Here is a 25,688-nt window from a genome sequence, read left to right as displayed (position 1 = left end):
GCAGGCCACTCTCTCCGGAATAACTCGAACTAGCTTGCGAAGAGAACAATCTCGGGAAGTTTCTGAGAAGGTGATGTCTCGCCGAGAGGCTGAACGGGCATCAACGTCTTGATACGCTGGAGACGTTACTTGCGGGCTTGAAACGTCAACTCGACGGTTTGTTCTTCGTCAAGAGTTCGAGAGTGAACACGAATGCGATCTTTGACGTTCGCGTAGAGTGCTCCGGGAACACGAATCAGAATTTCGGCAGTGCCGTCAATCACGGGAATGCGGTGGCTGGGACGGGCTTTGACGAGGTCGCCACTGACACGATAGAAGTAAGCATCTTCAGGGATTCTCTGCGTGTAGCCATCTGTTCCGACCACGCTTCCGGAATACTCGTTCAAGCGAACGAACTGTTTGTTGCCCGGGACCTTGAATCGAATCACGATGGAGTATTTTTGTCCCACTCGCGGTGCTGCTCCGGGCACTCCGTGTTTGATTACTCCGGTGAGCGGTTCTGTCCCTTCAATCGGCCAGTACCAGACGGAGAAGCTTCCGACCTTGATCGCGTTCTCAGGTTCCGCGATGCGCGAACCGCCCCCTTCGCCCGTTTCCCCGTCTTCGTTTGAGTTGCTTTCAGTGCGTGATTTGCGATCGATGGAGAGATCGGGAATTAAGCGTTGATCCTGTGCAAGTGGGTCGAAGACGTCGGCGAGTTGCTCATCGGTTCCCTCAGGAGGAGCTTCGTCGGAGCTGGACAAATCAACGAGTGAGTCGAATCGCACATCTTCGTTTGAGGCATTCTCGATGATCGTGGTGAACCCATCGTCGTTCTGCAAATGGCGGACAATCGGAATAGCCAGCATGGCGAGCACGAACAGATGGATCAGGAATGAGATGGCGTATCCCATTCCCTGACTTCCACGAAATTCAGAAGCGACTGAGTCCCAAAAGGTCGATTCCTCGTCGGCCTCATTCAGAACCGGTTCGACCAGCGACGGCGGATTGGGATCGGGAGTTGAGTCCAACTTCCGGGTCACAGATCCTTGTCGGGATCGGATTCGGGTTTTCGATTGGTCTGATTGCCGAACCGGCATGTTTGAAAGCCGAATAGTGGAGAATGGATACTAGGAATGAAACGTTGAGGCACGTTAAAGATTATCACGCTATTTTGCAAAATTGACAACTACAGTTGTTTTCCGGGAGAGTCGGCAACTTGCGATCGTCCTCAATTCTCAGCTACAACCTGAAATCGCGATTTCTCGCACACACGGTGCTTTTGCCCATCGAGTGTTGAGTGGAAATCGATTGAGAGGATTCCTGGTTCAGGATTGATAAGTCGATGCTGAGGCACACTCAAACCGGAAGAATCGTCATGGTCCGTGTCATTCTCGTTGTGTTGATCGTCTTCGGACAAATCAAGCTTTCTCATGCCGAACTGCCGGAAGGGACAAAACGGGTCGACTTCTTCGGCTATCAGGACTGCGTTGCACTCGAGAACGACGTTGCACGCGTCGTCCTGTGCCATCAGGCAGGAGGGCGAGTGCTGGAATACAGCCTGAACGGAAAGAACGTCATCTACCTGAATCCAAAAGATGCTGGAGTCTCAGGGACAAACGGAAGTGGAATGACCGGCGGCCGATTCGACATTGGTCCGGAACATATTATTCCCCGAAGAAACCTCTTGTGGGCCGGTGCGTGGGAGGCGGAGATCACTGGGCCATATTCTGCGCGTCTGACCAGTCAATTCGATCCAGCGACCGGAGTCAGATTGACTCGCGAGTTCACACTGAGCCCCGAATCGACGGAGCTGAAAGTCGTTCAAACGATTCACAACGAATCCGATGAACAGAAACCGTGGTGCCATTGGAGCCGCACGTTTGCTGTTGGTCGCGGGATTGTGCTGTTGCCCCTGGAAGGCTTTTCCAAATACCCGAACTCGTATGTCATGGGGGAAGGCCGAGGGCTTCTTCACTTTCGTCCAGAAGATCCCATGATCACGATTCGCGGCAACTATCTGGAAATCACCGGACCGCCGCAGTTTCCGAAGCTTGGAATGGATTCGACGGCAGGCTGGTTCACCTATTTGAGTCCGAACGACTTGTTGTTTACGAAACGCTTTCGAGTCGATCCGAATGATGTTTACAACGAGGTTGCGGGGCTGACGACATCCATCTGGTATCCGGATAACGAAATGGTCGAACTCGAACCGATCGGTCCTCGGCAGCTGACGTCGCCGGGGGAAAGTGCGTCGTACGCAGAAATCTGGTATCTCGACGAAATGGATTTCGTCAAACCGGGAGAGCAGGCCGACATTCAGAAAATCGAAGACCGTGTTCGTGCGCACGGAATTGAACTTTCGCGATAGAGCTGCTCGCTCTCCTCCGAACGATCGGTCGTGATCTTTCTCTTGAATTGTCTCGTCGTGCGTTTCACCGCGTTCGTTTTACTGTGTCCTTTTCTTCGCGTCCATTTCGTTGGTGTACGAAAACCGTGTCGTTCTGCTTCTGAAACAGAATCCCTCGAACTGATTTTTCGAAAGAGTTGTCAGCTATGGAAACGCTCCTGATCATGCGGCATGCCAAGTCAAGTTGGGATAATGCCACTCTGTCAGACGATCAGCGACCACTCAACAAGAGGGGCAAAAGAGTCGCGCCGCTCATGGGGGCGTTTCTTGCTTCTCAGAACCTGGTGCCCGATCGAATCGTTAGCTCAACCGCGAAGAGGGCTCATCAAACGGCGAAGTTGATGGCAGCAGCAATGGCCAGTAAAGAAACACTGGGCAGCGAAATCGAACTTGTTGATGAATTGTACCTTCCCTCAACATCGACCTGGAAACGAGTGATCGCCGAGCACGAAAGTGCATCGCGGGTTCTCATGATCGGACACAATCCCGGAATCGAAGAGCTGGTTTCCGCAGTGACCGGTGATTATGAGAGAATGCCGACCGCTGCGATTGCGTGCTTTTCTGTCGGTCCCGATTCGGAATCGTCCCTCGAAAGACGACTCAAATTGCAGGCACTCTGGAGGCCGAAAGAGCTCGATCTGTCCGAATTCGAAGCTTAGCAGTCCTCGACAATGCGACGAGATACGTCAGCTCGAATGTGACGAAGAACTCGCCAGTGCATCATCGAACTGGAAGGGTTGTCCAGTTAAATCGTATCCGGGCCGCAAACCGATGTTGATCAGCAATGCGAGAAAGAGTCCGGTGACGACAAGGGACGATCCCCCGTAACTTAGCATCGGAAGAGTCAACCCGGTGATCGGGGCGAGGCCCACAGTCATCGCTGTGTTGACGAGAACCTGAGTCATGATCATCGCGACGATTCCGGAAGCGACCAGTCTTCCGAAGGGGTCTCGCGTCCGAGCGGCGACTTGAAGACCGGCAAGCGAGAAGAGAGCGAACAAAGCGAGAACGCCGAGCGTGCCCATCAGGCCCCACTGTTCGCCAATGAGGCAAAAGACGAAGTCCGTTCTGCCAGCCGGGAGGCGATAGGCTGTCGGATCATCGACCGGCATCCCATCGTAATAGCTTCCCCACGGACCACCCAGTGCCAACATTTGCTTCGCTTGCCAGAGGTGATAACCGTCTCCCGTCTGCGGTGATCCTCCGTCGCTTTGCAAGAACACCGAAGTGACTCGGGACTTCTGTTCCAGTGACATCGCTGACCAGAGAACCGGCGCCAGCAGAACTCCAATCAGGATGGCTGCCAGCAAATGTCTTCCGCGAGCCCCCGCGACAAAGAGTTGCACCATGAGCACGGGAATGAAAACGATCGACGTGCCCAGATCGGGTTCTCGAAGAATGAGCAAGACCGGGATCGCAGTCATGGCGAACGGCAGGATCAAGCCTCGGATCGTGCGGTGGTGTTTCTGAAACATGAGATACCGACTCATGGCCAGAATGTACGCGAGCTTCGTCAATTCCGAAGGTTGAAGATTGAACGCGCCCAGCGAGATCCAGCGTCGTGACCCATTTCTGGGAGGAAAGAAATAGACAGCGACAAGCAGAACAACGGAGACAATCAGGGCCGGATACGCCCAGTCTTTGAGGAGACGATACGGAACCGTCAGGCTGACCGTTCCGCCGATCAGAGCGATTCCCATCCAGAAGACCTGACGCGTCGCCAGCCCGGAAGATCCGACGAGTTCGTCACCGCGCTGAATTCCGGTGAAGCCAAGTCCAGTCAATGCGAGAGCAACGACGGGAATCAGTAGGATCGGCCAGTGGATGCTTCGTCCTTGATGCATCGAATTCGAAGAACTGCAGAGCCTTTTTCCGATGTTGTGGAAAGTCTGCTCTGGCTTGGTGTCAGCTGCTGGGAAAAGAAAAAGTGAGGAACGAACGGGAGTTTATCCGCGTTCGTTCCTGCAGCGGAAGGTCAATCTTTCTTACGGATTTCGTAGGTCCGTTCTTGCGGCTGGTTCACTTCGTAAATCTTGTCTTCAAAAGATTTTGCAGCCTTTCGGTGTTCTTTTACGCGGTCCAGAATTCCTTCGTTCGACTTCTCGAGCTTGGTCAGTTGGTTTTTGAGGTCTTCGGCGTCAGGATTGAGTTCCACTTGACGACGAATTCGACACAGCTGCTGGAAGTTTCTCCACTCGTTTCGGAGAGAACGGACTGCGGATTCGTTGCGTTCTTTGTTCAGTTTGGCGACTTCGAGAGCCTGCTGGTATTGAGGTGTTTTCGCGTTGGCTTGCAGCTCGATGTGACGAGCGAGGGCGGAGGAATCGAACGTCCCGACAGTTTCGCCGTCGATCAAAAGCTCGTATTTCCCCGGTTCCAGACCATGAAGCTCGAGAGACTCTTTGCTCAATCGATGTCCGAGTCGAGTCAGTTCGACACCTTCTGCGGCATCTTCTGGAACGACCCAAGGAAGGGAATTCGCGAGCCAGGTGAACTTCACCGAGGTTTCGCTTGCTTCCAGATTTGTGAGTTTCCCACCTCGAGCACGTCGAGACCATTTGCCGTCGCTGTTCTTTGCAATTCGAATTGTTGAGACAACGCGAGGGAGATCCAGATCGTTGATGATCGCAGCGGCCATCACAAGTTGTCCAGCGGGACCCGGATGGACAGCGTCCTGAATCAGTGTGAAATCCGGTGTTGTTTCTCGTTCGTCGATGGTGAGATTATTGAGAGGACTCCACATATCGACGAATCCGTATCCGCGCTCTGTCGCGACTTCTCGGCACCAGGTGCCAAAGTACGCGAGGACAGAGTTGTAAAGAGCGACGGAATCCGGATCACGTTTTCGACGAGGGTTGAGACGGGCTGCCCGGGCATCGAACATCGTTGGAGTCATCAGGATGGGGGTTGCGCCGAGCGCTTCGATTCGGTCGACCACTTCCGTCATGTCGTTTCGGTAAGTTTGAAAGACATCTTGATCGTACGGACGGTAGGTTCCGTCATTCATGCCGAGAAGCACAGTGACGTATTTGGGCTGATAGGCGGCGACGTCGTCGTCGAAGCGCTGGAGCGCGTCCCAGGCTTTCGCTCCCCCGACACCAGCATTGTGAAAGACCAATCGCGTCTTCGGGAACCGCGTGTAGAAGTAGTCCTCAACATACTGGGTGTAGAGGCACTGATGGGTGATACTGTCACCCAGAAAGACAATGCAGTCTCCTTCTTCGACTTGAATCTCATCGAGAGGGCTTGCGATGTCTTGTGCGAGAATGAATGGTGACAGCATCCCCAACGCAACACAAAACGAGTAGACTCTTAGCATTCTATCAGTCTCCAGGATCAAAAGTGGCCAATACGACTAAGTGTGATCCTAGAGGAAATCTTTCTGTGGTGCGAAGCAAGCGGGGCGATCGTGGATCAATCACACTCCTGGGCAGAGACTTACCGCGATTGCGTCGAACAAATTGTCGACCTTGGGCACCAATTCGGATGGACGATCGATTCCCGATCATTGATCGATCATGAACACTATCGCACCACGTTGATGAGGTTAGGGCCGGAGCGTCCCCGAAAGCTGTTAGTTGTGACTTCTGGATTGCATGGAGTGGAAGGATTTCTGGGATCAGCAATTCAGTCGATGCTCGTGCGTCATTTTAGCGAGCGGTTGAATCCCTCACGCGATTCAGCCGTTCTGATGGTCCATGCAATCAACCCATTCGGATTCGATCAACTGCGACGGTTTGATGAAAACAACGTGGATCTGAATCGGAACTTTCTGCTCAGTGGGGAAGAGTACCAAGGCGCGAACGAGGGCTATCACGATTTGAATCGACTGTTGAACCCGCCAAGCTGGCCACGCTTTGAAATTCCTTTTACGTTGCAGGCAAGTTGGAAGATCGCCCGGCATGGACTCAACTCACTCCAGCAGGCCGTTGCTGAAGGGCAGTATGACTATCCTTCCGGGTTGTTCTTCGGAGGCCGGGAGCCGACGCAGACTTTGCGAGCTTTGGAGAAAGTGTTGCTTCCGGAAATTCAATCAACTCCAGCGACGTTGCATCTGGACATTCATTCCGGTCTGGGTCTGTCTGGGGAGTACCAGTTCCTTTTCGGGCACGAGCTTTCTCCCGGGGCAATGGACCTGTTGAAAGTGCTGTCGGGGAATCGTGTGAAATTTCCAGATGAAAAGATGGCCTATCAGGCGAAAGGAAATTTTAATCGATGGATTCGACATCACGCGCCCATGGTTACCTCTGTTTGTCTGGAGTACGGAACCTTTCCTCCGGTCAAAGTTCTCAGCGCGCTCCGAGCCGAAAATGCCGCGCATCATTGGGGAGAGCCGGATTCGAATCCGTTCACAGAAGCGAAAAACCGCCTCAAGGAAGTCTTTTTTCCCTCGTCGCGCAGTTGGCGATCAAGAGTGTATAATGAGTCGAAGAGCCTCTTTGAACGAGTTTTCGACCTGTGGCTGAATCAATAGACCAAGTTGCTCTTCCCTGTGCACTCGCTTGCCCTGTTTCTTCTGATGGAAGGCTGCGTTTGCTCGTGCGAGTGAGTGCAAACCGAATCAAAAAACGCTCTAGTTGCGGAGAAATCGAGGATGCGTGCTCTGATTATTGGATGTGGGTACGTTGGATTGCCCGTTGCGAAACGATGGTGTGAAGACTCCTGGAAGGTTACAGCCTTAACACGTTCGGAGACGCATCGGAAAGAGTTCCGCGACGCGGGGATTGAGTCGGTCGTTGGAAATGTGCTCGATTGCGATTCACTTCGCGCACTGCCAGAAGCGGACGTGTGTCTTTATTCCGTCGGCTATGACCGGTCGGCAAGCGACTCGAAACGGGACGTCTATGTGCAGGGGCTGAAAAATGTCTTGGACGAGATCAGCGGCCGCGTCCCTCGATTCGTTTACATTTCGAGTACGAGTGTCTACGGCCAGCACGAGGGGCAGATCGTCGATGAGCAATCTCCTTGCGATCCGGAAACCGAAGGGGGACGCATTTGTCTCGCAGCGGAAGAACTTGTCCGCAACTGGAGCGAACAAACATCTCACTCAGCCACGGTTCTCAGACTTGCGGGAATCTACGGGCCGGGACGTTTGATTGGGCGACGTGCTCAATTGGAGTCCCAACAGACACTTCCGGGGAATCCTCATAGCTGGCTGAATCTGGTTCATCGGACCGATATCGTCGAGGCCATTCACAAGATCGCAACGGCTGAGTCGGCTCGTAATCTTTATGTTCTCAGCGACGGAACACCGCTGCGGCGAATTGACTTCTATTCCGAACTGGCCAGACAGTTGGGAACTCATGCACCGGTGATGGGGCCACCTCAGGAAACGCAACTCGGAAAGCGTGTTGATCCGTCGCGAATCATCGAGGATTTCAACCTCACGTTGCAGTACCCGAACGCCCAAAGTGGGCTGGCAGCCAGTCTTGAAAGTTGAGCGATTCTCTCGGGCATGTGACGTTGTCTTCAATGCTCACGCGTAGAAATCGACCGGCAAAACGTCTACGCTCCTCGAAATGTGTTGCTCGCGCAATCGACGCGATCTCCTGTTTTCACATCACATCAATTCGGAAGTTCCTTCCATGGGTGAAATGTTTTCCCTTCACGGCCTGTTTACTCTGGCGATGTTGATCCTGCTTCAGGCGGTCCTGGGGTTCGACAATCTGTTGTATATCTCGATCGAATCGAAGCGAGTCACCGAAGAGAAACAAGCTTACGTCAGAAAGATGGGAATCGGACTGGCGATTGCCCTGCGAATCATTCTGCTGGTGGTCGTGATGGGCACGATCCAGAAGTTCCAGGACCCGCTCTTTGAAGTTCATCTTGGGAAGGCTTTTGATGGGGTGTTCAACCTCCACGCATTGATCACACTCGCTGGGGGTGGCTTCATTCTTTACACAGCTGTGAAGGAAATTCATCACATGCTGTCGATCGAACACCTCGAAGAGCATCACGATACCAAACCAAAATCGGTCAACGCGGCGATCTTCTGGATCGTCCTGATGAATCTGGTCTTCTCGTTCGATTCCATTCTGAGTGCGATGGCTTTGACCCACAACATGTACATCATGTCGACCGCGATTATCGCCAGCGGATTACTGATGATTTACCTCGCTGATCACGTCGCCGAGTTTCTCAAAAAGAACCGTATGTACGAAGTTCTCGGGCTCTTCATTCTGTTTATCGTCGGGGTGATGCTGGTCTCAGAAGGCGGGCATTTGGCCCACGTTTCTCTGTTTGGTCAGGAAGTCCATGCGATGACCAAGTCGACGTTCTACTTCGTCCTCATCGTTCTCATTGTTGTCGACATCGTTCAGGGGCGATATCAGAAGAAACTCGCCATGCAAAGACAGCGTGAGATGGAACGAGCGAAGGAAGCGACTGGCGAGGCACATGCCTGACGGAGGAATCGTCGGGTCAGTCGACGTTGGGGAGTTCAAAGACCCACAGCGACTGACCCGCTGAGCTTGGGTAGCAGGCGACATATTTTCCGTCGGAGGAGAGAGTCAGAGGTTTCACATACTGGATACTGTCTCCCAGCATGAGGTGTCCGTCTCGCTCTTGTTGACGGAGATTCCAAAAGACAAGATGTCCGCGTCCGCCGCAGACGAGGGTTTGAGAATCGCGAGTAAACTCAACATCCCAAAGGACCTCTTTGCCTTTCAGTTCAGGCTCGGCCTTCCCGTTGGACGTCGACCAGCGCAACACGGAATAGCCGTCTGTGACCGCAACTGTTTTGCCATCCGGGGAAAAGCAAATCGCTGTTGTGGAGCCCGTGTTGCGCAGCGTGAGTTCTCTGGCCAATTCGCCACTGGAGACGTTGAATTCCCGAAGCACGCGCCCGTCGCTGACGAGAACTTGTTCGTCGTTCAGAAAACGGAACGCGAACTCATTCGCTTCGAAGCTGGGAGTGGTGAACTTTTCCTCAAGAGTTTTGAGATCCCAAATTTGGGCCTGCTTCTCTCCGCCGCCTGAAATGACGAACTCGGAATTCGGGGAAATCTCCAGCAAGGTCACATTCCGTTTGTGACCTGCGTAGGTTCCGACCGGTGTCAGCAGCCCATTATCAGCGACGTTCCAGACTTGAATCAGACCTCTGTACCCGCCAGCCAGAAGTTGCTTTCCATTCGGGGTGAACTTGAGTGAAAGAATCGTTCCAAGCTCGCGCAGCCTTCCCGCAGTGAAGATCTTGTTCCCGGTGTCGATGTCGTACAGCTCGACGTAATCGTCCGCTTTGCCTGCGGCGACGAACTTGTTGTTCGGGTGAAACGCGAGCGATTTGATTCCCCATCCCATCTCCGGAATCATCACTTTCACCGGATAGTCGAGTTTCTCCGCTGTCCCGGAAGAATTGATCACTGAACGTTCCGGGGGACTCGTTGTGCGTGCCACGGATGGCGAGGACGAAGCCGATTGCGGCGGCTTTGGTTTTTGATGGGTTCCTGTGCCTTTGATCGTGAGTGGGACTTTGAGAGTGACACTCTGCGACTCGACCGAATAAACGCCCGAGAAATCGTAGTGACTCGTGATTCCCCGTTTTATGTCGATCGTAAACTTTGCGGCTCCCCCCATTCGGAAGATTTGTCCTTCCTCCGGTTTTGTTGTTCGGAACTCGTAGTCCTGTTTGATCACCGCTTTGTCGCCGGTCAAACTGACGAGTTCATAGTCGGACGTCTCAACCGCAGGAATCGATTTCACGATGGACCGCGGAGCCTGACGATCAAAAGGAAAACGGAATCTCATCTCAGGCAGTCCACGTTGGTTGGGAGCTTCTTCTTCGAACACGAGGGCTGTGGAGTTGCTGACCGTCCACTTCGATTGAGATGTTTGCGGAAGTGGGACAAACGGAAGCTGTGAAGGGGCACCGATCAGATACGGGAGTTGCGGGCCGTCGTCGTCTTCCAGAAGATTTCCGAATCGAGTGACGTCGAGGGTTCCACGATGGATGGTCGGAACGTTGCCGCCGGTTGGGAACCGTGGTGGAATCGCTCTGAGACGGGCTTCATGTCGATCGTGAAAGACGCTGTGGAATGAGAGTCGCGTGCTGCGGTCATTCGGTGAAGGCCCGATTTCGACACTGACATAAGCGACTGCGGGAGAGACTAATTCCACGAGGCTGGGGCCGTCGAGCGGTTGTGCCATCGGTTCCGGAGAAAATGACAAACCGTGTGCGTTCAGAAACTCGCGGGCTTGATTGGATGGAACACAGAATCCGACACCGGAAACATCCGCACCCGACAAACGTGACGATGCGACCCCGACGACGGAACCGTCTGAGCGGAAAACCGGGCCGCCACTGTTTCCGGGATTGACGGCAGCATCGATTTGAAATTCTTCGGTTGTGGGATTCTGGACGATTCCGGAAACGGTGCCTGTCGTGACTTTAATTCCCGTGCCCAGGAGTCTCGAGAGGGGAAATCCGATCACACGAACTTCTTGTCCGAGCCGAACCTGACCAGAGTCCGCCAGCTTGACCGGGTGCAAATTTGTGGCCTCGATTTTCAGTAAAGCGAGGTCTCGAACCGGGTCTGAGGCAATGATACGAGCGGGATAGTCCCGGTTTCCGATTTTGACATTCACAGTGCTCGCTCGATCGACAACGTGTGCACAACTCAACAGGTGTCCGTCAGAAGTGATGACAAATGCCGTACCGCTCCCTTTTTCGGTTTCGGCATTGTCGGAGATTTCCATGTCTCGCTGTTGAACCGAATATGTCGAACGGCCTGTGATGACTTCGGTTCCGCTCTCGTGTTCTGCACGCACTTCGAATTCAAACTGAAAATTGTCCGTGTCTGAGAACGTGAACCATCCGGGTTGGCGTGCCACGGTTTTGTCGCTGGGCGAATTGGATTGATCGGCGGAACGCTCCGGCGGACGATTTCCTGTGTTTCCATCGGCAACCGGTTGTTGCGACTGCGGAAGCGAAGTGTCGGTTATCGCTTGGGGAATTGACGGCGATGCGGTTGTGATGGTTTCTTCAGGTTGCGGAAGATGCGTTGTCTCGGAGGGTTCAGTTGCCGGAGAATGCGAAGTTTCTTCGGTCTGTGCATCCGGTGTTTCTGTGTTCAAGGTGTCGTCCGCCACCTTCGGTGATCGGTCAGAAACAACAACGTAGGCCACTACAGAAAGTGTCAGTGCCAGCACACACGCTCCCGCCAGAAGAAAGATTTGCAGTCTTTCGGACTGACGTTCCGAATCGTCATTGAAGGCTTGGCCTCGATGAGTCGGAAGATCGTCGTCGACAAGATACTCGCCGCATTTCGGACATGACGCATCTGTCGGAAGGTTTTGACCCGGTCGAAGAGAGTGGGTCTTATGACAGAAGGGGCAGGTGATCCGATTTCGAGCCAAAAGAGCACCTCACGAGATGGAGTGAGTCGATGATTCCGTTGATGTCTTACAAATGTACTCTTTGGGGAGATTGGTTCGCAAGGAGAACTTGTCCGTTTCCCCACTTTTGTCTGCAGTTCGAAGGGCCTACAATCGTGGCTGTAGAACAAGCTTGTAGTCGGGAGATCGTGTCGGCAAGTGTGTGATTTTCCCCGGGGAGGACGGACGCCGATGTCAGGTCGTCCCGATTTTTCCTCCTGATTGACGATCGTTGAGGTCGTTCACAATGAAACATTGAGTGATGACATGGCAGACGAAGTAGAACTTCTGGAAACTTTGAAACAGGTGATTGACCCGGAATTGATGATTAATATTGTCGATCTCGGATTGATCTACGACATCGCTCAGGAGGAAGGTGTCGTCAACGTCAATATGACATTGACCAGTCCAGCTTGCCCCGCCGGGCCTCAAATTGTGCAGCAGTCCAAAATGGCGCTCGAGCAATTGGAGGACGTTGAAAAAGCTGAGATCAAACTCGTCATGTCTCCCCCGTGGTCTCCTGATCGGATGACCGATGATGCTCGAGATCAGTTAGGAATCTTCTAAATGAAACACAACGTTCTCTGGCTGATGGCATTCTTTTCCACATGTTGTTTCCTGCAATCATGTGTTGCCGAAGAAAGCTCCCCGCCCAGCAAGTTTGAAGTGACCAATCCACAATCACAGTCGGACCAGTCTTCGGAGAATGACTCCGCACCGGCCGAATCAAAGGATGAAAACGTGTACAAGGTAAAGTTTGAGACTTCCAAAGGGGATTTCGTAGTTGAAGTCCATCCCGACTGGGCTCCGAAAGGTGCAGAACGATTTCGGGAGTTGGTCGAAGCCAAATTCTATGACGATGTTCGGTTCTTCCGGGTGATTGACGGGTTCATGGCTCAGTTTGGAATCAGTGGCGATCCGGAAGTGATGGCGAAGTGGAGAGATTCGCCGATTCCCGATGATCCCAACAAGCAGTCCAACACACGTGGCCGAATCACTTATGCCATGGCTGGTCCGAACACTCGAACTTCGCAGCTGTTCATTAACTTCGGCGACAATTCGTTCCTCGACAATCAGGGGTTCTCTCCGTTCGGAGAAGTCGTGGAAGGAATGGAAGTTGTCGATTCGCTCTATGCAGAATACGGCGAAGGAGCACCGAGCGGACGCGGACCGAATCAGGGACGCATCCAGCAGGAAGGGAACGCATATCTGAACGAGAAGTTCCCGAAGCTTGATTACATCAAGTCGGCGACCATCGTCGAATAGTTGTCGTGAGTATCGAGATGACCATCACTGAATAGTGGTGGTCATTTTTTATCCTGTCGAAAATTCATCGTGTGAGTGAAAATGGCGACTGCAACTTCCCATCCGGCCAAAGCGACTGAGTTCATTAAGAATGCTGAGCGAGCAGCATGGCATGACCGCACCTTGTGGTTCGTCCGCGCGAAACGTGACAAAGCCGCTGAGTCAGTTCCGGAATGGGAGGAACTTCGCGAACGTGCTTCGCAGATCAAAAAATACACGATGACCAACATGGCCGAGCTGCTTGAGCAGTTCGAGCAGCAGGCGCAAGCGAACGGCATTCAGGTCCATTGGGCAAAAGATGCTGCGGAGCACAACGAGATTGTTCTCAAGCTCCTTCAGTCGCACGACGTGAAAAAAGTCGTCAAAAGCAAATCGATGCTGACGGAGGAATGCCATCTCAATCCGTTTCTCGAACGCAACGACATTGAAGTGGTTGATACGGATCTCGGAGAGTGGATTGTTCAGCTGCGAGAAGAGCCTCCCAGCCATATTGTGATGCCCGCCATTCACACCAAACGGGAAGAAATTGGCGAGTTGTTTCACCAGAAGATCGGAACCGAAAAAGGGGCGACCGATCCGCAGTATCTCACCGAAGCTGCTCGTCAGGAATTGAGACAACGCTTTCTGGCCGCCGACGCAGGAATCACTGGCGTCAATTTCGCCGTTGCAGAAACTGGCGGAATTGTGGTCTGTACGAACGAAGGCAACGCAGACCTCGGAACATCACTTCCGAAGCTGCACATTGCCTGCATGGGAATCGAGAAAGTGATTCCTCGTCAGAAGGATCTGGCCGTCTTTCTGAGACTGCTGGCGCGATCGGCCACGGGACAACCCATCACGACCTATTCCACTCACTTCCATGGTCCGCGCGAGCCAGGTTGTGAAATGCACATTGTCCTCGTCGACAACGGGCGAAGTGAGATTCTCGGAAGCGATGATTTCCGCCGTTCGCTGAACTGCATTCGCTGTGGCGCGTGCATGAATACATGCCCGGTCTATCGACGAAGCGGAGGGCACAGCTACAGCAACACCGTGCCCGGTCCGATCGGTTCGATCCTCGCTCCATCACAGGACGCTCAAACACACTCGAGTCTTCCGTATGCCTGTTCGTTGTGTGGCTCATGCAGCGATGTCTGTCCGGTCAAAATCAATCTTCACGAGCAGCTGTATACCTGGCGAAGTAAACTTGTCTTGAAAGGCTTGCTGCCGATCTCGAAGAAGCTGCCAATGCAGGTCGCTGCCGGAGTCTTGTCTCGGCCGTGGTTGTATCGATTCGCAGGAAGCGTTGGACGATTCGCTTTGCGTTACCTTCCACGGTTTATGATCTACAACCGTTTCAACGACTGGGGCAATCAGCGCGAGCTGCCGGTTCCTCCCAAGCAGAGCTTCCGTCAGCTTTACGAACAGCGCAAGAAGAAGCAGTAACTCATTCAACAGGTGTGTGAGTTCTTCGGGCTCTCTTTCGGCGAATCCCGAAAAAGCGGACCCCAATTGGTGTCGTCTGCAAGCTCGTCGACGCGCCGAACACAACCCGTAGTGAGTGGGCGAAACGGGGTACCATATCTAGTGTGGTGTGCGAAACTTGAGTCAAATTCCCTACAAGATCGGCAATTTGCTTTACAACCCGATTCCCCTGAGTTAGCCTTATTTCTCGTCAGGGTTGGCAGCGTGTTGGACACAACTTCAACCTCTGACCTGCTATTGAAGAGTTCCATTGATTGGAATCGAAAATTGCAGAAAGATCGAACGCCGAAAGTTTCAAAAGAGGAACGTTTCGGTTAGACGGAAACTTGGATTGGAATGGATTCCGATGCATCCGCATCTTGCGAACATTGATCGATTTCTTTGTGATCGGCTTCTCCGCACAGATCAATGTAATGACCGTGTCTTGCAACCCCTTTACCCGGTCGTGTCGCTCTCCCTCCCTTTCATTATTCTCAATCTCTGGTTTCTCTCACGAACTTTCTGCAGTCGTCCAATCACACAGGCTGTTTCGATTCGGAGTTTGACTCAAGCCATCCCCGCGTGCGAGCGCGGTTGAGTTCCAGATCGGAAAAGCCTCGGCAAGTGACCCTTGCTCCTACGTTTGATTCGATACCACGACCCGGAAGAAGAGTTCCATCCCACTGATCAAGGAAGAGAAACCATGAACGACAAACCAATCATTGCAATCAATGCCGATTTCCGAGCCGCGAAAAGCGAAACGTTCTCTTTCTCATGGATGCATACTGGGTACTACGATTCTGTCAGCAACAGCGGTGGCATCCCACTGATGCTGCCTCCAATGGCTGAGGATGACGATTTGCGTCGGATGCTCGAACAAGTCGATGGACTCGTTCTGACCGGATGCAAACTCGACCTGGACCCAATCCGCCTGGGCTTTGATCCACACCCTGTAACGCGAGCGATGCCAGCCCGTCGCGAAGACTTCGATCGCCGACTCGCGAAACTCGCATACGAAATGAAGATTCCGACACTTGCCATCGGATCGGGAATGCAGGTTCTGAATCTGATTTGCGGAGGCACACTCTTCCAACACGTTGCCGAAGATGTTTACCGTTCTTTGTGCCACCGGGACGCCGTTGAAAACTGTCTGCGACACGTGATCGAAATCGTTCCCGGAACGAAAATGGATTCGATTTACGGACCGGGTGAAATTCGCGTGAACAGCGATCATCACATGGCGATTGATCAACTGGCATCGGTTTTCCGTGCTTCAGCAACGGCGATGGACGGAGTCGTCGAAGCTTACGAATCGACGGACGACAACTGGTGGTGCCTCGGAACACAGTTCCATCCAGAAAGTGAATCCGCTTCGGCTCTCGACCTTCAGGTCTTCGAAGCATTCATCGATGGTGCGAAAGAACAGACCGCGACCGGTGTCGAAATTCTTCAGTTCGACCAGACACGCCGCGTTGCGTGATCAGTGACTCTTCAATGATCACTTTGAGTCACAACAAGCAAGAGCCGTGTGCTCTCATCAATTGAACGTATAAATAACAACAGCCCGTTGGAGAGTTTCCAACGGGCTGTTTTCGTTCAGGCAACGGTTTTTGTTCCCGTCAGTCTTCGGCTCGGCTTCCATCTCCGCACATCTTGACGATTCGGGGATCGAATTGCGCGACCTCGTCAACGAGATCGGTTTGAGCGTTCATGACTTCGTGGATGTCCTTGTAAACCATTGGAACTTCGTCCGATCCCGCGGAGAGGACTTTGATCCCCTTCTTAGCGAGATCCTGGCGAACATGGTTGAAACGATAAGTCGCGTTCGCCTGCTTTCGAGACATCACGCGTCCCGCTCCGTGGGAAGCGGAATCAAGAGACCGCTCGTTTCCTTTTCCTCGCACAACAAACGCCGGAGTTCCCATCGATCCCGGAATCACACCGAGGACACCCTCTCCCGCCGGGGTGGCTCCTTTGCGATGGACGACCACTTCGGTTCCGTTGTGGACTTCTTTCCAGGCGAAGTTGTGATGGTTCTCGACAGTGGCCAAAACGTTCGCTGAAGCCAGTGTCGTCACCTCTTCGTGGATGACCGCATGGTTGGCTGAGGCATACTCACCCATCAGGTTCATGGCCAGCCAGTATTCCTGCCCAGCTTCGGAATCGAGTTCCAGCCAGGCGAGCTGACCGAACTCTTTGTACTGCGCCGGAAGCTGTTGACGGGCAATCTTGCTGTATGTCGAACAGACCGAATGCCCCACTCCACGACTTCCACTATGGCTGAGCAGGGCGGTGTACGTTCCCGGTTCCAGTCCGAGATCGGATTCGTGAAGCGTCAGAGTTCCGAACTCGACAAAGTGGTTTCCTGAACCGGACGTCCCGAGTTGCTTCCATGCTTTGTCCTTGTTCTGACGAGTGATCCGGGTCACCGACCAGTCCTCATCCATCACGGAATGGTCCTTCCGTCGGCTCCAACCCCTCCCGGTTCCGAAAACGGTTCCTTTCTTGATGGCATTGGAAAGCCGTCGAACTTGAAGTTCGTCCTCGAAATACGAGACGGGAACATCGAGGATGGACAACTTCATCCGACAAGCGATATCGACACCAACTGCGTATGGGCAGACCGCTCCCTCGAGCGCGAGCACACCTCCAATTGGAAGTCCGTACCCGACGTGAGCATCCGGCATCAGCGCTCCCGCGACGGCATGAGGCAGTGAGCACGCTTCCCGCATTTGACGATGCGAGTTCTCGTCGATGAACTCATTTCCCCAAACCGAATAGTCGATCTGATGACGTTCGATCGGTGGAGGAGCACTGACGAGTTCATTTGCAAAATCCCCGAAGACAGAATCGCTGTTAAAGTCCTCTGGGGAACTCACAACTTGAACAAGCCGATCGCGTGCTTCTTTCCCGGTCATGCCGGAGGCAACTGCGGCTTGAATCGCCTGAATCGCCGACTTCGCACACGAATCCGGGACACCAATTTTCTGTAACTGTCTACGGTTCATTCGAGCATCCTTCCGCTCTGTTCTCTCGCCTTCATACGAGCAAACTCAATCTTCAGCGTAAGAAACAAGAAGAGGCAAACGCAGAGAAACTCAGAAAATTACTCGGCGAGGGGCATTCTCTCCGCGTGGCCCTTCTCGCTTTGACAACCCAGTCAAAGACGAGATGAATCTTGAGTTTGAAGCCGGACACGCGCACAGAAACAGAAGTTCGGAAGAATGATTGCTCACGACTTCGTTTTCAGCGAAATCGATCGCGCACGCACTTAGTACTGGCACAAAGACACGTCGCGAAACTCAATCTGCGTCGAGCCAGTTGTCGCCTTGTTTGCAGTCGATGACGAGTGGAACATCCAGGTCGAGGGCCGTTTCCATTTCGTGCCGGGCAATGGCAATCAGTGAATCGACATCTTCAGCCGGAGCTTCAAAAACAAGTTCATCATGAATTTGAAGAAGCATCCGGGCAGAGTGTTTCTGTTCTTGAAGTTGATTGAAGACATTGATCATCGCCTGTTTGATCAAATCAGCTGCTGAACCCTGAATGACTGTGTTGACGGCAGTTCGCTCCGGGAGATTGAGGTTGCCCCAACGCTTCGGTCGAATGCCGGAGATCTCCCGCCGACGGCCCCGAATGGTGCGTGCATATCCGGATTCTTTGCACTCATCCAGAACGCGATCCATAAACTCCTGAACCGATGCGTACTTCGCAAAGTAGTCGTCAATAAACTGAGCAGCTTCTTCCTTCGGGATGGAAAGGGCAGCAGCCAGACCATAGGCGGATTGACCATAGATCACGCCAAAGTTGACCGCTTTCGCGACGCGTCTTTGAGTGGAGTCGACGTCTTCAACCGGGACTCCATAGACCTGCGCTGCGACAGTGCGGTGAATGTCTTCTCCATCGTGAAACGCACGTTGAAGTTCTTCGTCCTTGCAGAAATGGGCGAGCATTCTCAGCTCGATTTGCGAATAGTCGAGACAGACGAGTTTCCAACCGGGTTGGCTGGGGATGAACGCCTTCCGGATCATTTGTCCTTCTTCGGTCCGAATCGGAATATTCTGAAGATTCGGGTCGCTCGAACTCAAACGCCCGGTCGCAGCTGTCGTCTGGCTGAAGGACGTGTGGATGTGCCCGGTCGTTTTGTTGACGAGAGCAGGCAGGGCGTCGAGGTAAGTCCCTTTGAGCTTGGAGAGCTGACGATGTTCGATCAATTTGGCGGGGAGCGGATGCTGCGACGCGAGTTTTTCGAGAACTTCCTGATCGGTGCTGAGACCGGTTTTCGTCTTTTTGATGACAGGAAGTTTGAGATCTTCGAAAAGAACTTTTGAGAGTTGCTTCGGGGAATCGATATTGAAATTCGATCCCGCGATCGAGTGAATTTCTTCCACGAGTTGCGACAGTCGAAGCGTCAGGTGATCGCTTTGACGCTTCAGTTCATCAACGTCAACTCGGACTCCGTTCCACTCCATTTCGGCGAGGACTTTGATCAGCGGTCGTTCGAGATCCCAGTAGAGTTTCCAGAGGTTTTCTTCCTTCAGTTGCTCCCCGATAATTTCCGTCAATTGCCAGCAGACATCGGCATCTTCGCTGGCGTATTCTGCGGCCGCATTGACGTCGACCTCGAACATTTTTAGTTGTTTCTTCCCTTTGCCGATCAGGTCGCTGATGGGGATCATTTCCCGGTGAAGATACTTCTTCGAGATTTCATCAAGCTTGTGGGTTCTCGCTCCGGCGTCCAGGAGGTAGTCCCCGATCATGGAATCGAGGCCGATCGTTGCGATCTCAACTCCGACGCGGCGAAGGACGAGATAGTCGTACTTGATGTTTTGATTGACGATCGTTTTCGAAGGATCTTCGAGAATAGGTTTGAGCGCTGCGAGAACTTCGTCAGCGTTGAGCGTCGGAGATCCGGGAGGTCCGTCTACCGGAAGATAAAACGACTGATGTGCTTTCCAGCAGAAAGCCCAACCGACGATATCGGCTTGAAGGGGATCGACACTTGTGGTTTCGAGATCAACACAGAACTCGTCTTGCTTTTGAAGTTCGTTGAGAAAGGCTTTGAATTCCTTGGGAGTCGAAATCGTTTTCCAGATTCGACTTTCAACTTCCGGGTCCGGGCCAGCACCTTTCTGAATTTCGGTTTCCATTTCGTTGGCATACCGACGAAATCCAAAGTCGCGGAAGAGCTCAAAAAGTCGCTCATGATCCGGCGCTTGAACCCGGCAATCATCCCAGCTGAGTTCAATCGGAAGATCCGTTTTGAGGGCGACAAGTTCCTTGCTCATGCGGGCCTGGTCGGCGAACTCTTTCAAGTTGAAAGCGAGTTTTTTCCCCGGTGCCTGATCGGCGTTTTCAAGGACAGCATCAAGGGTTTCGAATCGCTCCAGAAGCATCTGAGCTTTCTTCGGCCCGACCAGTGGGACTCCGGGAACATTGTCGACACTGTCTCCGACCAGCGACTGAAAATCGATGACTTGATCCGGCCGCACACCCCATTCGTCCCAGAGGTTTTCTTCATCGAAGAAGGACCGTTTACGGATGCTGTAAATTCTGATCTTCGGGCTGAGAAGCTGGCGTATGTCTTTGTCGCTTGTCACGACACAAACATCCATTCCTTCGGCAGCAGCTCGAGTGGCCACAGTGGCGATGACATCATCCGCTTCCCAACCGGGATAAGAGACGATCGGGATTCCGAAGCCTTCGATGACGTCGAGAATCATCGGAATCTGCGGACGCAGATCGTCCGGCATTTCATCGCGGTTGGCTTTGTAATCGGAGTAGATTGCAACACGTTCCTGAGGAGTTGCCGACTCCGTGGCGCAGATGATGTGGGTCGGCGATTTCTCTTTCAGCAGGTGTTGAATGTCCCCGGTGAAACCGTAAACCGCGTTCGTGGGTTGCCCGCGAGTGCCTGTCATGGGTTGCCGGATCGCATGAAAGACCTGAAAGACGAGAGAAAATGTATCGATAATGTAGAGCGTTTCAGCCATCAGTGATCCGGTTGTCAAAAGAATCTGTAGAAAGGTGGCCTTGGAGAATGAGCTGCAACCACGAGAGCAATTTGCTTTTGCGTGTGCCTACTCGCTTGGACGGTTTGGCGTGGTGTTTGTCCAGTTTGCTCGCGCAAGTTCGTGAAGACTCTCTCGAAGAATGCTCTACCGGCACTCAAGCTCGCTCCTAAACCGTCCTTGAACCGATGAATGTCTTCGATATTGATTCGAATCACAAGTACGGGAGATCACATTGCATATCTCAGGAACGCGATTTGGCGGTCGACGAAACCGTGGCCATTGGGAGTCCCCGCGTTGATGACAGCGAGAGAGCCTCGTCCGCAGGTGCGGCGGAACCATCAAGAGAGGAGATGAAAGGCCATGAATTGAGATCGACGAAGAATCCGCCGTGAACTCTCAGGGGCACCAGAAATTCAACGAGAAATCCGACTGGAAATCGTGAAGTTGCCGCGACCGGTTTCGTTGTTACCGCTGAAAAATCGGGAGGTATCCGTGCTTCAGTTGAAGGATCGTGGCGTTCATGGCGGTCACGTAGACAGGGCCGACGCTGTTGTCTTGCCATGACCCATCAGGACCTTGTTGACTGACGAGAACTGCTTCGATTTCTGCACGGTACTTGTCCCAAAGGTCTGTTTCCCGATACATCACCTGTGCGAGATAGTAGTGCATGTAGTGCCAATGACCGAAGCTGTTGCTTTTGATGCCGTTTCCTTCCGGCCAAATGTTCGTCTCGCAGTATTTCAGCATTTTTTTGACGTCGTCAGTCTCACCGTATTCGCCTGCGCTATACATGCTCGCAACGGCAGCAGCGGTGATGGGTGCGCGGGCACCTCCGCCGCGAATGCTGTACTGAATTCCTCCGTCGTCCGTCATGCATTTACGGATGTAAACTTTCGCTCGATCGATGATCTCGCGGGGAACGACGATTCCCGCATTGCGACACGCCCGCAAGCCCTGAACCTGCGTGACGCAAGTGGAGCCTTCGTCGAAATCGTTTCCCTCACGGGCGGAGACATATCCCCATCCTCCGAGAGACGTTTGAGCTTCTGCGCTGAAACGGACGGCTTTGTCGAGAGTTTTCTTAATCTGAGAGCGTCTGAGAGCGTCTTCTTCTTCGCCGTAGACTTGCGACAGGAAGAGCATGCTGAATCCATGCCCGTAGGTGTAATGATAGTCGTCCGGGTATCCAATCAGTCCGCTCGGTTGGGACATGTCGATCAGATAATCGACAGCTCGCGAGATGTTTTGAGCGTACCGTCCACGAGTTGTTGTTGAGCCTTCGGCGAGGAAGGCCGTTCCCGCCAGGGCTGTCATCGCGACCCGGTATTGTCCCCCGTTGGCTTCCCAGAATCCCTGTCGGCGTTGTGCCCGAGAGAGGTATTCGAGGCTTCGCGTCACCGAACGTTTCACCGCAGCATCGTCCGCATTCACGAGTGAATCAGGAACAACGATCAGAACGAAACAGAACAGGATTGCGGTGAAAGCTCGCGAAAATCTCATGAATTATCCTCCTTGAGAGCATGATACGCTCGACGAGGCCGATTGTCTGCCATTTTCCAGAGACTCTGCCGTTCGCTCGAGAATCGCATCAAACAGATCCAGCGACAATTCTGCCTCTTCGCGAGTCATCGACATGGGAGGACTCACGCGCAACACCTTTCCAGCCAGAGCACCGAGAAGATGAATACCGTTGCCGGATTCGTCTCCCAAATAGCACTGCTTGACAATCTCGTTCGCAACTTCAGCGGGAGTGAAACCCGCGTATGCGTCACACTCAACACCGAAGACAAGACCTTCTCCCCGAACTTTCGCGATGAGAGGACTTGCTTTCGCTTGAATGAGACGGTCTGCAAACAGCTTGCCGATCATCCGTGTGTTTTCGACGATTTCGGTTGATTCGAACTCGTCGAGCGTTGCCAGGACCGCTGCGCAGCTGAATGGATTGGCGCTCCATGTGTCGGAAGCTGCTCCGTAGTTCATATGTTTCGTGATCTCTGAACGACCGACGGCGGCACTGACCGGAACTCCGTTCCCCAGTCCTTTTCCGAGACAGACGAAGTCAGGACGAAGTCCATAAGCTTCGAACGCGTACATTTCTCCGGTGCGTCCAAAATTGGCTTGAACCTCATCGAGAATGAAGAGGATGTCGTGCTCGTTGCACCATTTCTGGAGTCGTTGCAGATATTCTTTCGGGGGATGAAAGCTTCCGCCCCCACCCAGATACGGTTCCGTGATGAGGCAGTTGATTTCGTTTCCGTATTCGTTCCAGAGTGAGTTCAGTTCCTGTTCGTACTCTTGAAAATCGAACTCTTCTGACGGCTGTTCAAGATCATCACACGATGCCATCGGGAAGCTGACAAAGGTCACGCGAGGATCACGATCACGATCAGTTTCGCACCCGGTCACCGCTCCCGCGAGTCCTTTTTTTCCGTGAAAACCGTGGCGTGTGGCGAGAATTCGCTGACGTTTCGGGTCACGCTCCAGGCAGGCCCAAAGTGCTTTTTGAACTGCTTCCGATCCCGAAGCGGACCACAAGACATGGTCCAGAAATTCTCCGCCGGAACTTCGCTGAAGGCTTTTTCGGAGCCGGTCGTTCGCCTCGGCTTCGAGTTCTGTCATCGCGTTGTATGCCGTCAGCGGCACGGCAGCGAGATAAGGCTCTTCGGATGTCTCAATTTCGTTGAGGTTCCATCCGAGGTAGGACGTCAGTCGTTTGAGCCAGCGGGTCGGATTGTGTCCGAGGTTGGCGACGAGAACTCCCGAGCTGAAGTCGTACAGCCGGCGGCCTTCCGGGGTCCAATGGAAGACGCCCGCCGATTTCGAAAAGACAGCCTGGCTGGGAGTGTAAGTCCGGAGCGATTTTGGTTCTGAAGAGGTGAGCCGAGCCCGGGTTTCGTTGGACTGATTTTCTCCTGGATGCTGGATCGGGTTTTGCATGGTCTTACCTGTTGGGAGAGAAGTGTCGCAGTATCTCAGACACGCGAACCGGATGCGAGTTCAAACGAAATTTCGAGGAAATGATTCGGATTGCGGATTGTGAGGCAGTAATGGGGAAACGGCACAGCGACGATGAAAAAGGGGTGAGGTCCTGTCAAGTTGTGCGGCAGGCGGCGTCGACGGGGTTGGGCTGTCACATTGTAACGATACGGCAAAGTCTGCACTCCACGCCGAATCTTCTCCGTCAGTGCAGACTTCGTGCCGATAGTTTCGTTTGTTGCACTGATAGTGGAATGGACCATTTCTCCGCAAGCGATTGTCAATCCGGACATTTTCCTATTGCCAGAACCAGATTCACTGTAGATTTGACCGGGATGGAATCGCCTTGAACGGAATTCGAGTTTCTTCAAGATGAAGGTCAAGGCATCCATGAGAGGAATCTTCACTGTGGCACTAAGAGCTCGTCAAAAGCTGGGGAAATATCGGATTGAAAAACGCCTGAGCGAAGGTGGTTTTGCAACAGTCTACCAAGCTTTTGACACGATCGAAGGGTTGCGGGTCGCGTTGAAGATTCCACATTCTCAACAGATTGATGAGCAACTTCTCAAAGACTTTCGAAACGAAGTCCGACTGGCAGCCCGACTTGAGCACCCGAACATTCTGCCATTGAAGGATGCGTCAATCATCGATGACCACTTCGTGATTGCGCTTCCGCTCGGTGAAAGAACTCTTGCGGACCGACTTCAAAAGCGGGTTTCCTTAAAGACTTCAATGAGTCTCGCCGAGCAGATTCTGGATGCTCTGGCGTATGCGCATCAGCAGCGGATTATTCACTGTGATGTCAAACCCGAGAACATGGTGTTGTTTGATGGCAACACGCTGCGCCTCGCTGATTTCGGAATTGCCAAGGTTGCGCTGAAGACAGTTCGTGGTTCAGGAACCGGGACCATTGGGTATATGGCCCCCGAGCAGGCGATGGGGAAACCGTCTCAACGCTCGGATGTATTCTCGGCGGGACTGATCATTTATAGAATGTTGTCGGGTGTCTGGCCGGAATGGCCTTACGAGTGGCCACCGTTAGGAATTAAAAAACTTCGAACAAAGGTTCATCCCGAATTCGTCGAATTCTTGAAAAAGGCAATTGAACCAAACCCCAGGAATCGCTTTCGTGATTGCATCCATATGAGGAACGCTTTTCAGCGTCAAAAGTTCAAAGTCCTGACCTATGCAGAACGACGCAGATCCAAAACGGCCTGAATCCGACCATTCGGAAGTCGCCAATCTTCCTGCACTGAATGACACAGTGGAGATGGATGCACTCGACATTCCGCACATCGGTGCTCAAGAACCGATTGAAATTCCGTCGGTGACGACCGTCGACTGCGTGAATGGTATCGCAGCCTGGCTGACCATGAAGTCGCCGTCTCGCGAAACCGAAAATGAAGACTCGCTGGGAGTGATCTCGGCCTCTTCGGATCAGGGAATTCTTGTCGTCGCTGACGGGCTGGGTGGGCATCGCGGCGGAAAAAACGCCTCTCAGGCTCTGGTGAAGAGCCTCAAGAAAGGTCTTCCTGTTCGAAAGGAACCCGTTGAAGACCGGCACATTCTGATCAGCAAAGGCTTGAAAGTTCCTCTGCAATCGCAAACCGATCAAAGCGAAGTGGACGGCTTGCGTTCGGTGATCTTGAATCGGATTGAAGCGGCCAACAAGCGATTGATTAAATCGGGAGCAGGCTCCGCGACCACGCTTGCACTCGTCGAGCTTCAGGGATCGAAAGCACGAACTTACCACGCGGGCGATTCCCAGATTCTTGTGATGAGCCAGCGCGGACGAATCAAGTACGAGACGGTCTCGCATTCTCCTGTGGGCTATGCCCTCGAAGCGGGAGTTCTCTCCGAGCAGGAAGCAATCTTGCACGAAAATCGGCACCTGGTTTCCAACGTCATTGGAAGCCGCGACATGTCAATCGAGCTGGGCCCCTGGATCAGTCTGGCTGCCAGAGACACGATCTTGCTGGCATCTGATGGATTGTTCGATAACCTGTTTGCAGTGGAAGTTGTCGAATGCATTCGAAAAGGTTCGCTGGAAGACGGTGTTCACCAGCTGGCTGAAATTGCCGTGAAGCGAATGTGTTCGAGGATTCCAAACTTACCGTCCAAACCAGACGATCTGACGATTCTCGCCTACCGACGGAAACCTCGCTCGACTTAACTCATTTTGCGAGAGC

General features: G+C 53.0%; 19 protein-coding genes. 11 read left to right on the top strand and 8 right to left on the bottom strand.

The genetic code is table 11. The features are described 5' to 3' along the window. Positions 1 to 125: 125 nt before the first annotated feature. Entirely contained in the window at positions 126 to 1,022 is an 897-nt protein-coding gene (locus KOR42_RS06330) for a hypothetical protein (RefSeq protein ID WP_146508038.1), read from the bottom strand. 335 nt (positions 1,023 to 1,357) lie between these two features. On the opposite strand from KOR42_RS06330, the gene KOR42_RS06325 reads away from it, so the two are divergent. Together KOR42_RS06325 and KOR42_RS06320 are read left to right on the top strand one after the other, a co-directional pair. Beyond that, positions 1,358 to 2,350 (top strand): hypothetical protein, encoded by a 993-nt coding sequence (locus KOR42_RS06325; RefSeq protein WP_146508036.1) that lies wholly within the window; start codon positions 1,358 to 1,360, stop codon positions 2,348 to 2,350. A gap of 185 nt (positions 2,351 to 2,535) precedes the next feature. Beyond that, on the top strand, positions 2,536 to 3,048 hold the full coding sequence (locus KOR42_RS06320) for a SixA phosphatase family protein (protein ID WP_146508034.1): 513 nt from the start codon (positions 2,536 to 2,538) through the stop codon (positions 3,046 to 3,048). 27 nt (positions 3,049 to 3,075) lie between these two features. Here the strand turns inward: KOR42_RS06320 and KOR42_RS06315 are convergent, their stop codons facing one another. Then, positions 3,076 to 4,233 (bottom strand): FtsW/RodA/SpoVE family cell cycle protein, encoded by a 1,158-nt coding sequence (locus tag KOR42_RS06315; protein ID WP_146508032.1) that lies wholly within the window; start codon positions 4,231 to 4,233, stop codon positions 3,076 to 3,078. A 131-nt stretch (positions 4,234 to 4,364) separates the two neighbouring features. Further along, positions 4,365 to 5,708, bottom strand: coding sequence for an SGNH/GDSL hydrolase family protein (locus KOR42_RS06310; RefSeq protein WP_146508030.1), 1,344 nt, complete (start codon positions 5,706 to 5,708; stop codon positions 4,365 to 4,367). Between the two features lie 90 nt (positions 5,709 to 5,798). On the opposite strand from KOR42_RS06310, the gene KOR42_RS06305 reads away from it, so the two are divergent. The 3 genes from KOR42_RS06305 to KOR42_RS06295 all read left to right on the top strand — a co-directional run bounded on the left by KOR42_RS06305 (position 5,799) and on the right by KOR42_RS06295 (position 8,793). After that, a complete protein-coding gene (locus KOR42_RS06305; RefSeq protein ID WP_197440912.1) occupies positions 5,799 to 6,863 on the top strand; it encodes a M14 family metallopeptidase in 1,065 nt (354 codons plus the stop codon). Positions 6,864 to 6,983: 120 nt separating this feature from the next. Next, the gene (locus tag KOR42_RS06300) at positions 6,984 to 7,829 is read left to right on the top strand and encodes an SDR family oxidoreductase (protein ID WP_146508026.1); all 846 of its coding nucleotides are present in this window, start codon (positions 6,984 to 6,986) and stop codon (positions 7,827 to 7,829) included. 145 nt (positions 7,830 to 7,974) lie between these two features. Beyond that, a complete protein-coding gene (locus tag KOR42_RS06295) occupies positions 7,975 to 8,793 on the top strand; it encodes a TerC family protein (protein ID WP_197440911.1) in 819 nt (272 codons plus the stop codon). Between the two features lie 16 nt (positions 8,794 to 8,809). Here the strand turns inward: KOR42_RS06295 and KOR42_RS06290 are convergent, their stop codons facing one another. Beyond that, positions 8,810 to 11,743, bottom strand: coding sequence for a trypsin-like peptidase domain-containing protein (locus KOR42_RS06290; RefSeq protein WP_146508024.1), 2,934 nt, complete (start codon positions 11,741 to 11,743; stop codon positions 8,810 to 8,812). Positions 11,744 to 12,028: 285 nt separating this feature from the next. On the opposite strand from KOR42_RS06290, the gene KOR42_RS06285 reads away from it, so the two are divergent. From KOR42_RS06285 to KOR42_RS06270, 4 genes are all read left to right on the top strand, one after another. After that, positions 12,029 to 12,328, top strand: a complete 300-nt coding sequence (locus KOR42_RS06285; protein ID WP_146508022.1) for a metal-sulfur cluster assembly factor — start codon at positions 12,029 to 12,031, stop codon at positions 12,326 to 12,328. Beyond that, positions 12,329 to 13,027 carry a peptidylprolyl isomerase gene (locus KOR42_RS06280; RefSeq protein ID WP_231740706.1) on the top strand — a complete coding sequence of 233 codons (699 nt, stop codon included), beginning with the start codon at positions 12,329 to 12,331 and terminating at the stop codon, positions 13,025 to 13,027. A gap of 81 nt (positions 13,028 to 13,108) precedes the next feature. Then, a complete protein-coding gene (locus KOR42_RS06275; RefSeq protein ID WP_146508020.1) occupies positions 13,109 to 14,491 on the top strand; it encodes a LutB/LldF family L-lactate oxidation iron-sulfur protein in 1,383 nt (460 codons plus the stop codon). A gap of 721 nt (positions 14,492 to 15,212) precedes the next feature. After that, positions 15,213 to 15,989: a gamma-glutamyl-gamma-aminobutyrate hydrolase family protein gene (locus KOR42_RS06270; protein WP_146508018.1), complete on the top strand. Its 777-nt coding sequence runs from the start codon at positions 15,213 to 15,215 to the stop codon at positions 15,987 to 15,989. Positions 15,990 to 16,128: 139 nt separating this feature from the next. On the opposite strand, the gene KOR42_RS06265 is transcribed toward KOR42_RS06270, so the two are convergent. The 4 genes from KOR42_RS06265 to KOR42_RS06250 form a co-directional block, all read right to left on the bottom strand. Beyond that, entirely contained in the window at positions 16,129 to 17,517 is a 1,389-nt protein-coding gene (locus KOR42_RS06265; protein WP_146508016.1) for an RtcB family protein, read from the bottom strand. 294 nt (positions 17,518 to 17,811) lie between these two features. Next, positions 17,812 to 20,502, bottom strand: a complete 2,691-nt coding sequence (polA, locus tag KOR42_RS06260; RefSeq protein WP_146508015.1) for a DNA polymerase I — start codon at positions 20,500 to 20,502, stop codon at positions 17,812 to 17,814. Between the two features lie 486 nt (positions 20,503 to 20,988). After that, a complete protein-coding gene (locus KOR42_RS06255; RefSeq protein WP_146508013.1) occupies positions 20,989 to 22,023 on the bottom strand; it encodes a prenyltransferase/squalene oxidase repeat-containing protein in 1,035 nt (344 codons plus the stop codon). Positions 22,024 to 22,026: 3 nt separating this feature from the next. Further along, positions 22,027 to 23,460 carry an aspartate aminotransferase family protein gene (locus KOR42_RS06250; protein ID WP_146508011.1) on the bottom strand — a complete coding sequence of 478 codons (1,434 nt, stop codon included), beginning with the start codon at positions 23,458 to 23,460 and terminating at the stop codon, positions 22,027 to 22,029. Between the two features lie 447 nt (positions 23,461 to 23,907). Between KOR42_RS06250 and KOR42_RS06245 the strand changes: the two genes are divergently transcribed. Together KOR42_RS06245 and KOR42_RS06240 are read left to right on the top strand one after the other, a co-directional pair. Continuing rightward, positions 23,908 to 24,717 carry a serine/threonine protein kinase gene (locus tag KOR42_RS06245; RefSeq protein ID WP_231740702.1) on the top strand — a complete coding sequence of 270 codons (810 nt, stop codon included), beginning with the start codon at positions 23,908 to 23,910 and terminating at the stop codon, positions 24,715 to 24,717. Continuing rightward, a complete protein-coding gene (locus KOR42_RS06240) occupies positions 24,686 to 25,672 on the top strand; it encodes a PP2C family protein-serine/threonine phosphatase (RefSeq protein WP_146508007.1) in 987 nt (328 codons plus the stop codon). Before KOR42_RS06245 ends, KOR42_RS06240 begins: the two co-directional genes overlap by 32 nt. Positions 25,673 to 25,688 lie beyond the last annotated feature (16 nt).

Source organism: Thalassoglobus neptunius, assembly GCF_007859735.1.
GTDB lineage: Bacteria > Planctomycetota > Planctomycetia > Planctomycetales > Planctomycetaceae > Thalassoglobus > Thalassoglobus neptunius.
This window is presented reverse-complemented; position numbering and strand designations above follow the sequence as displayed.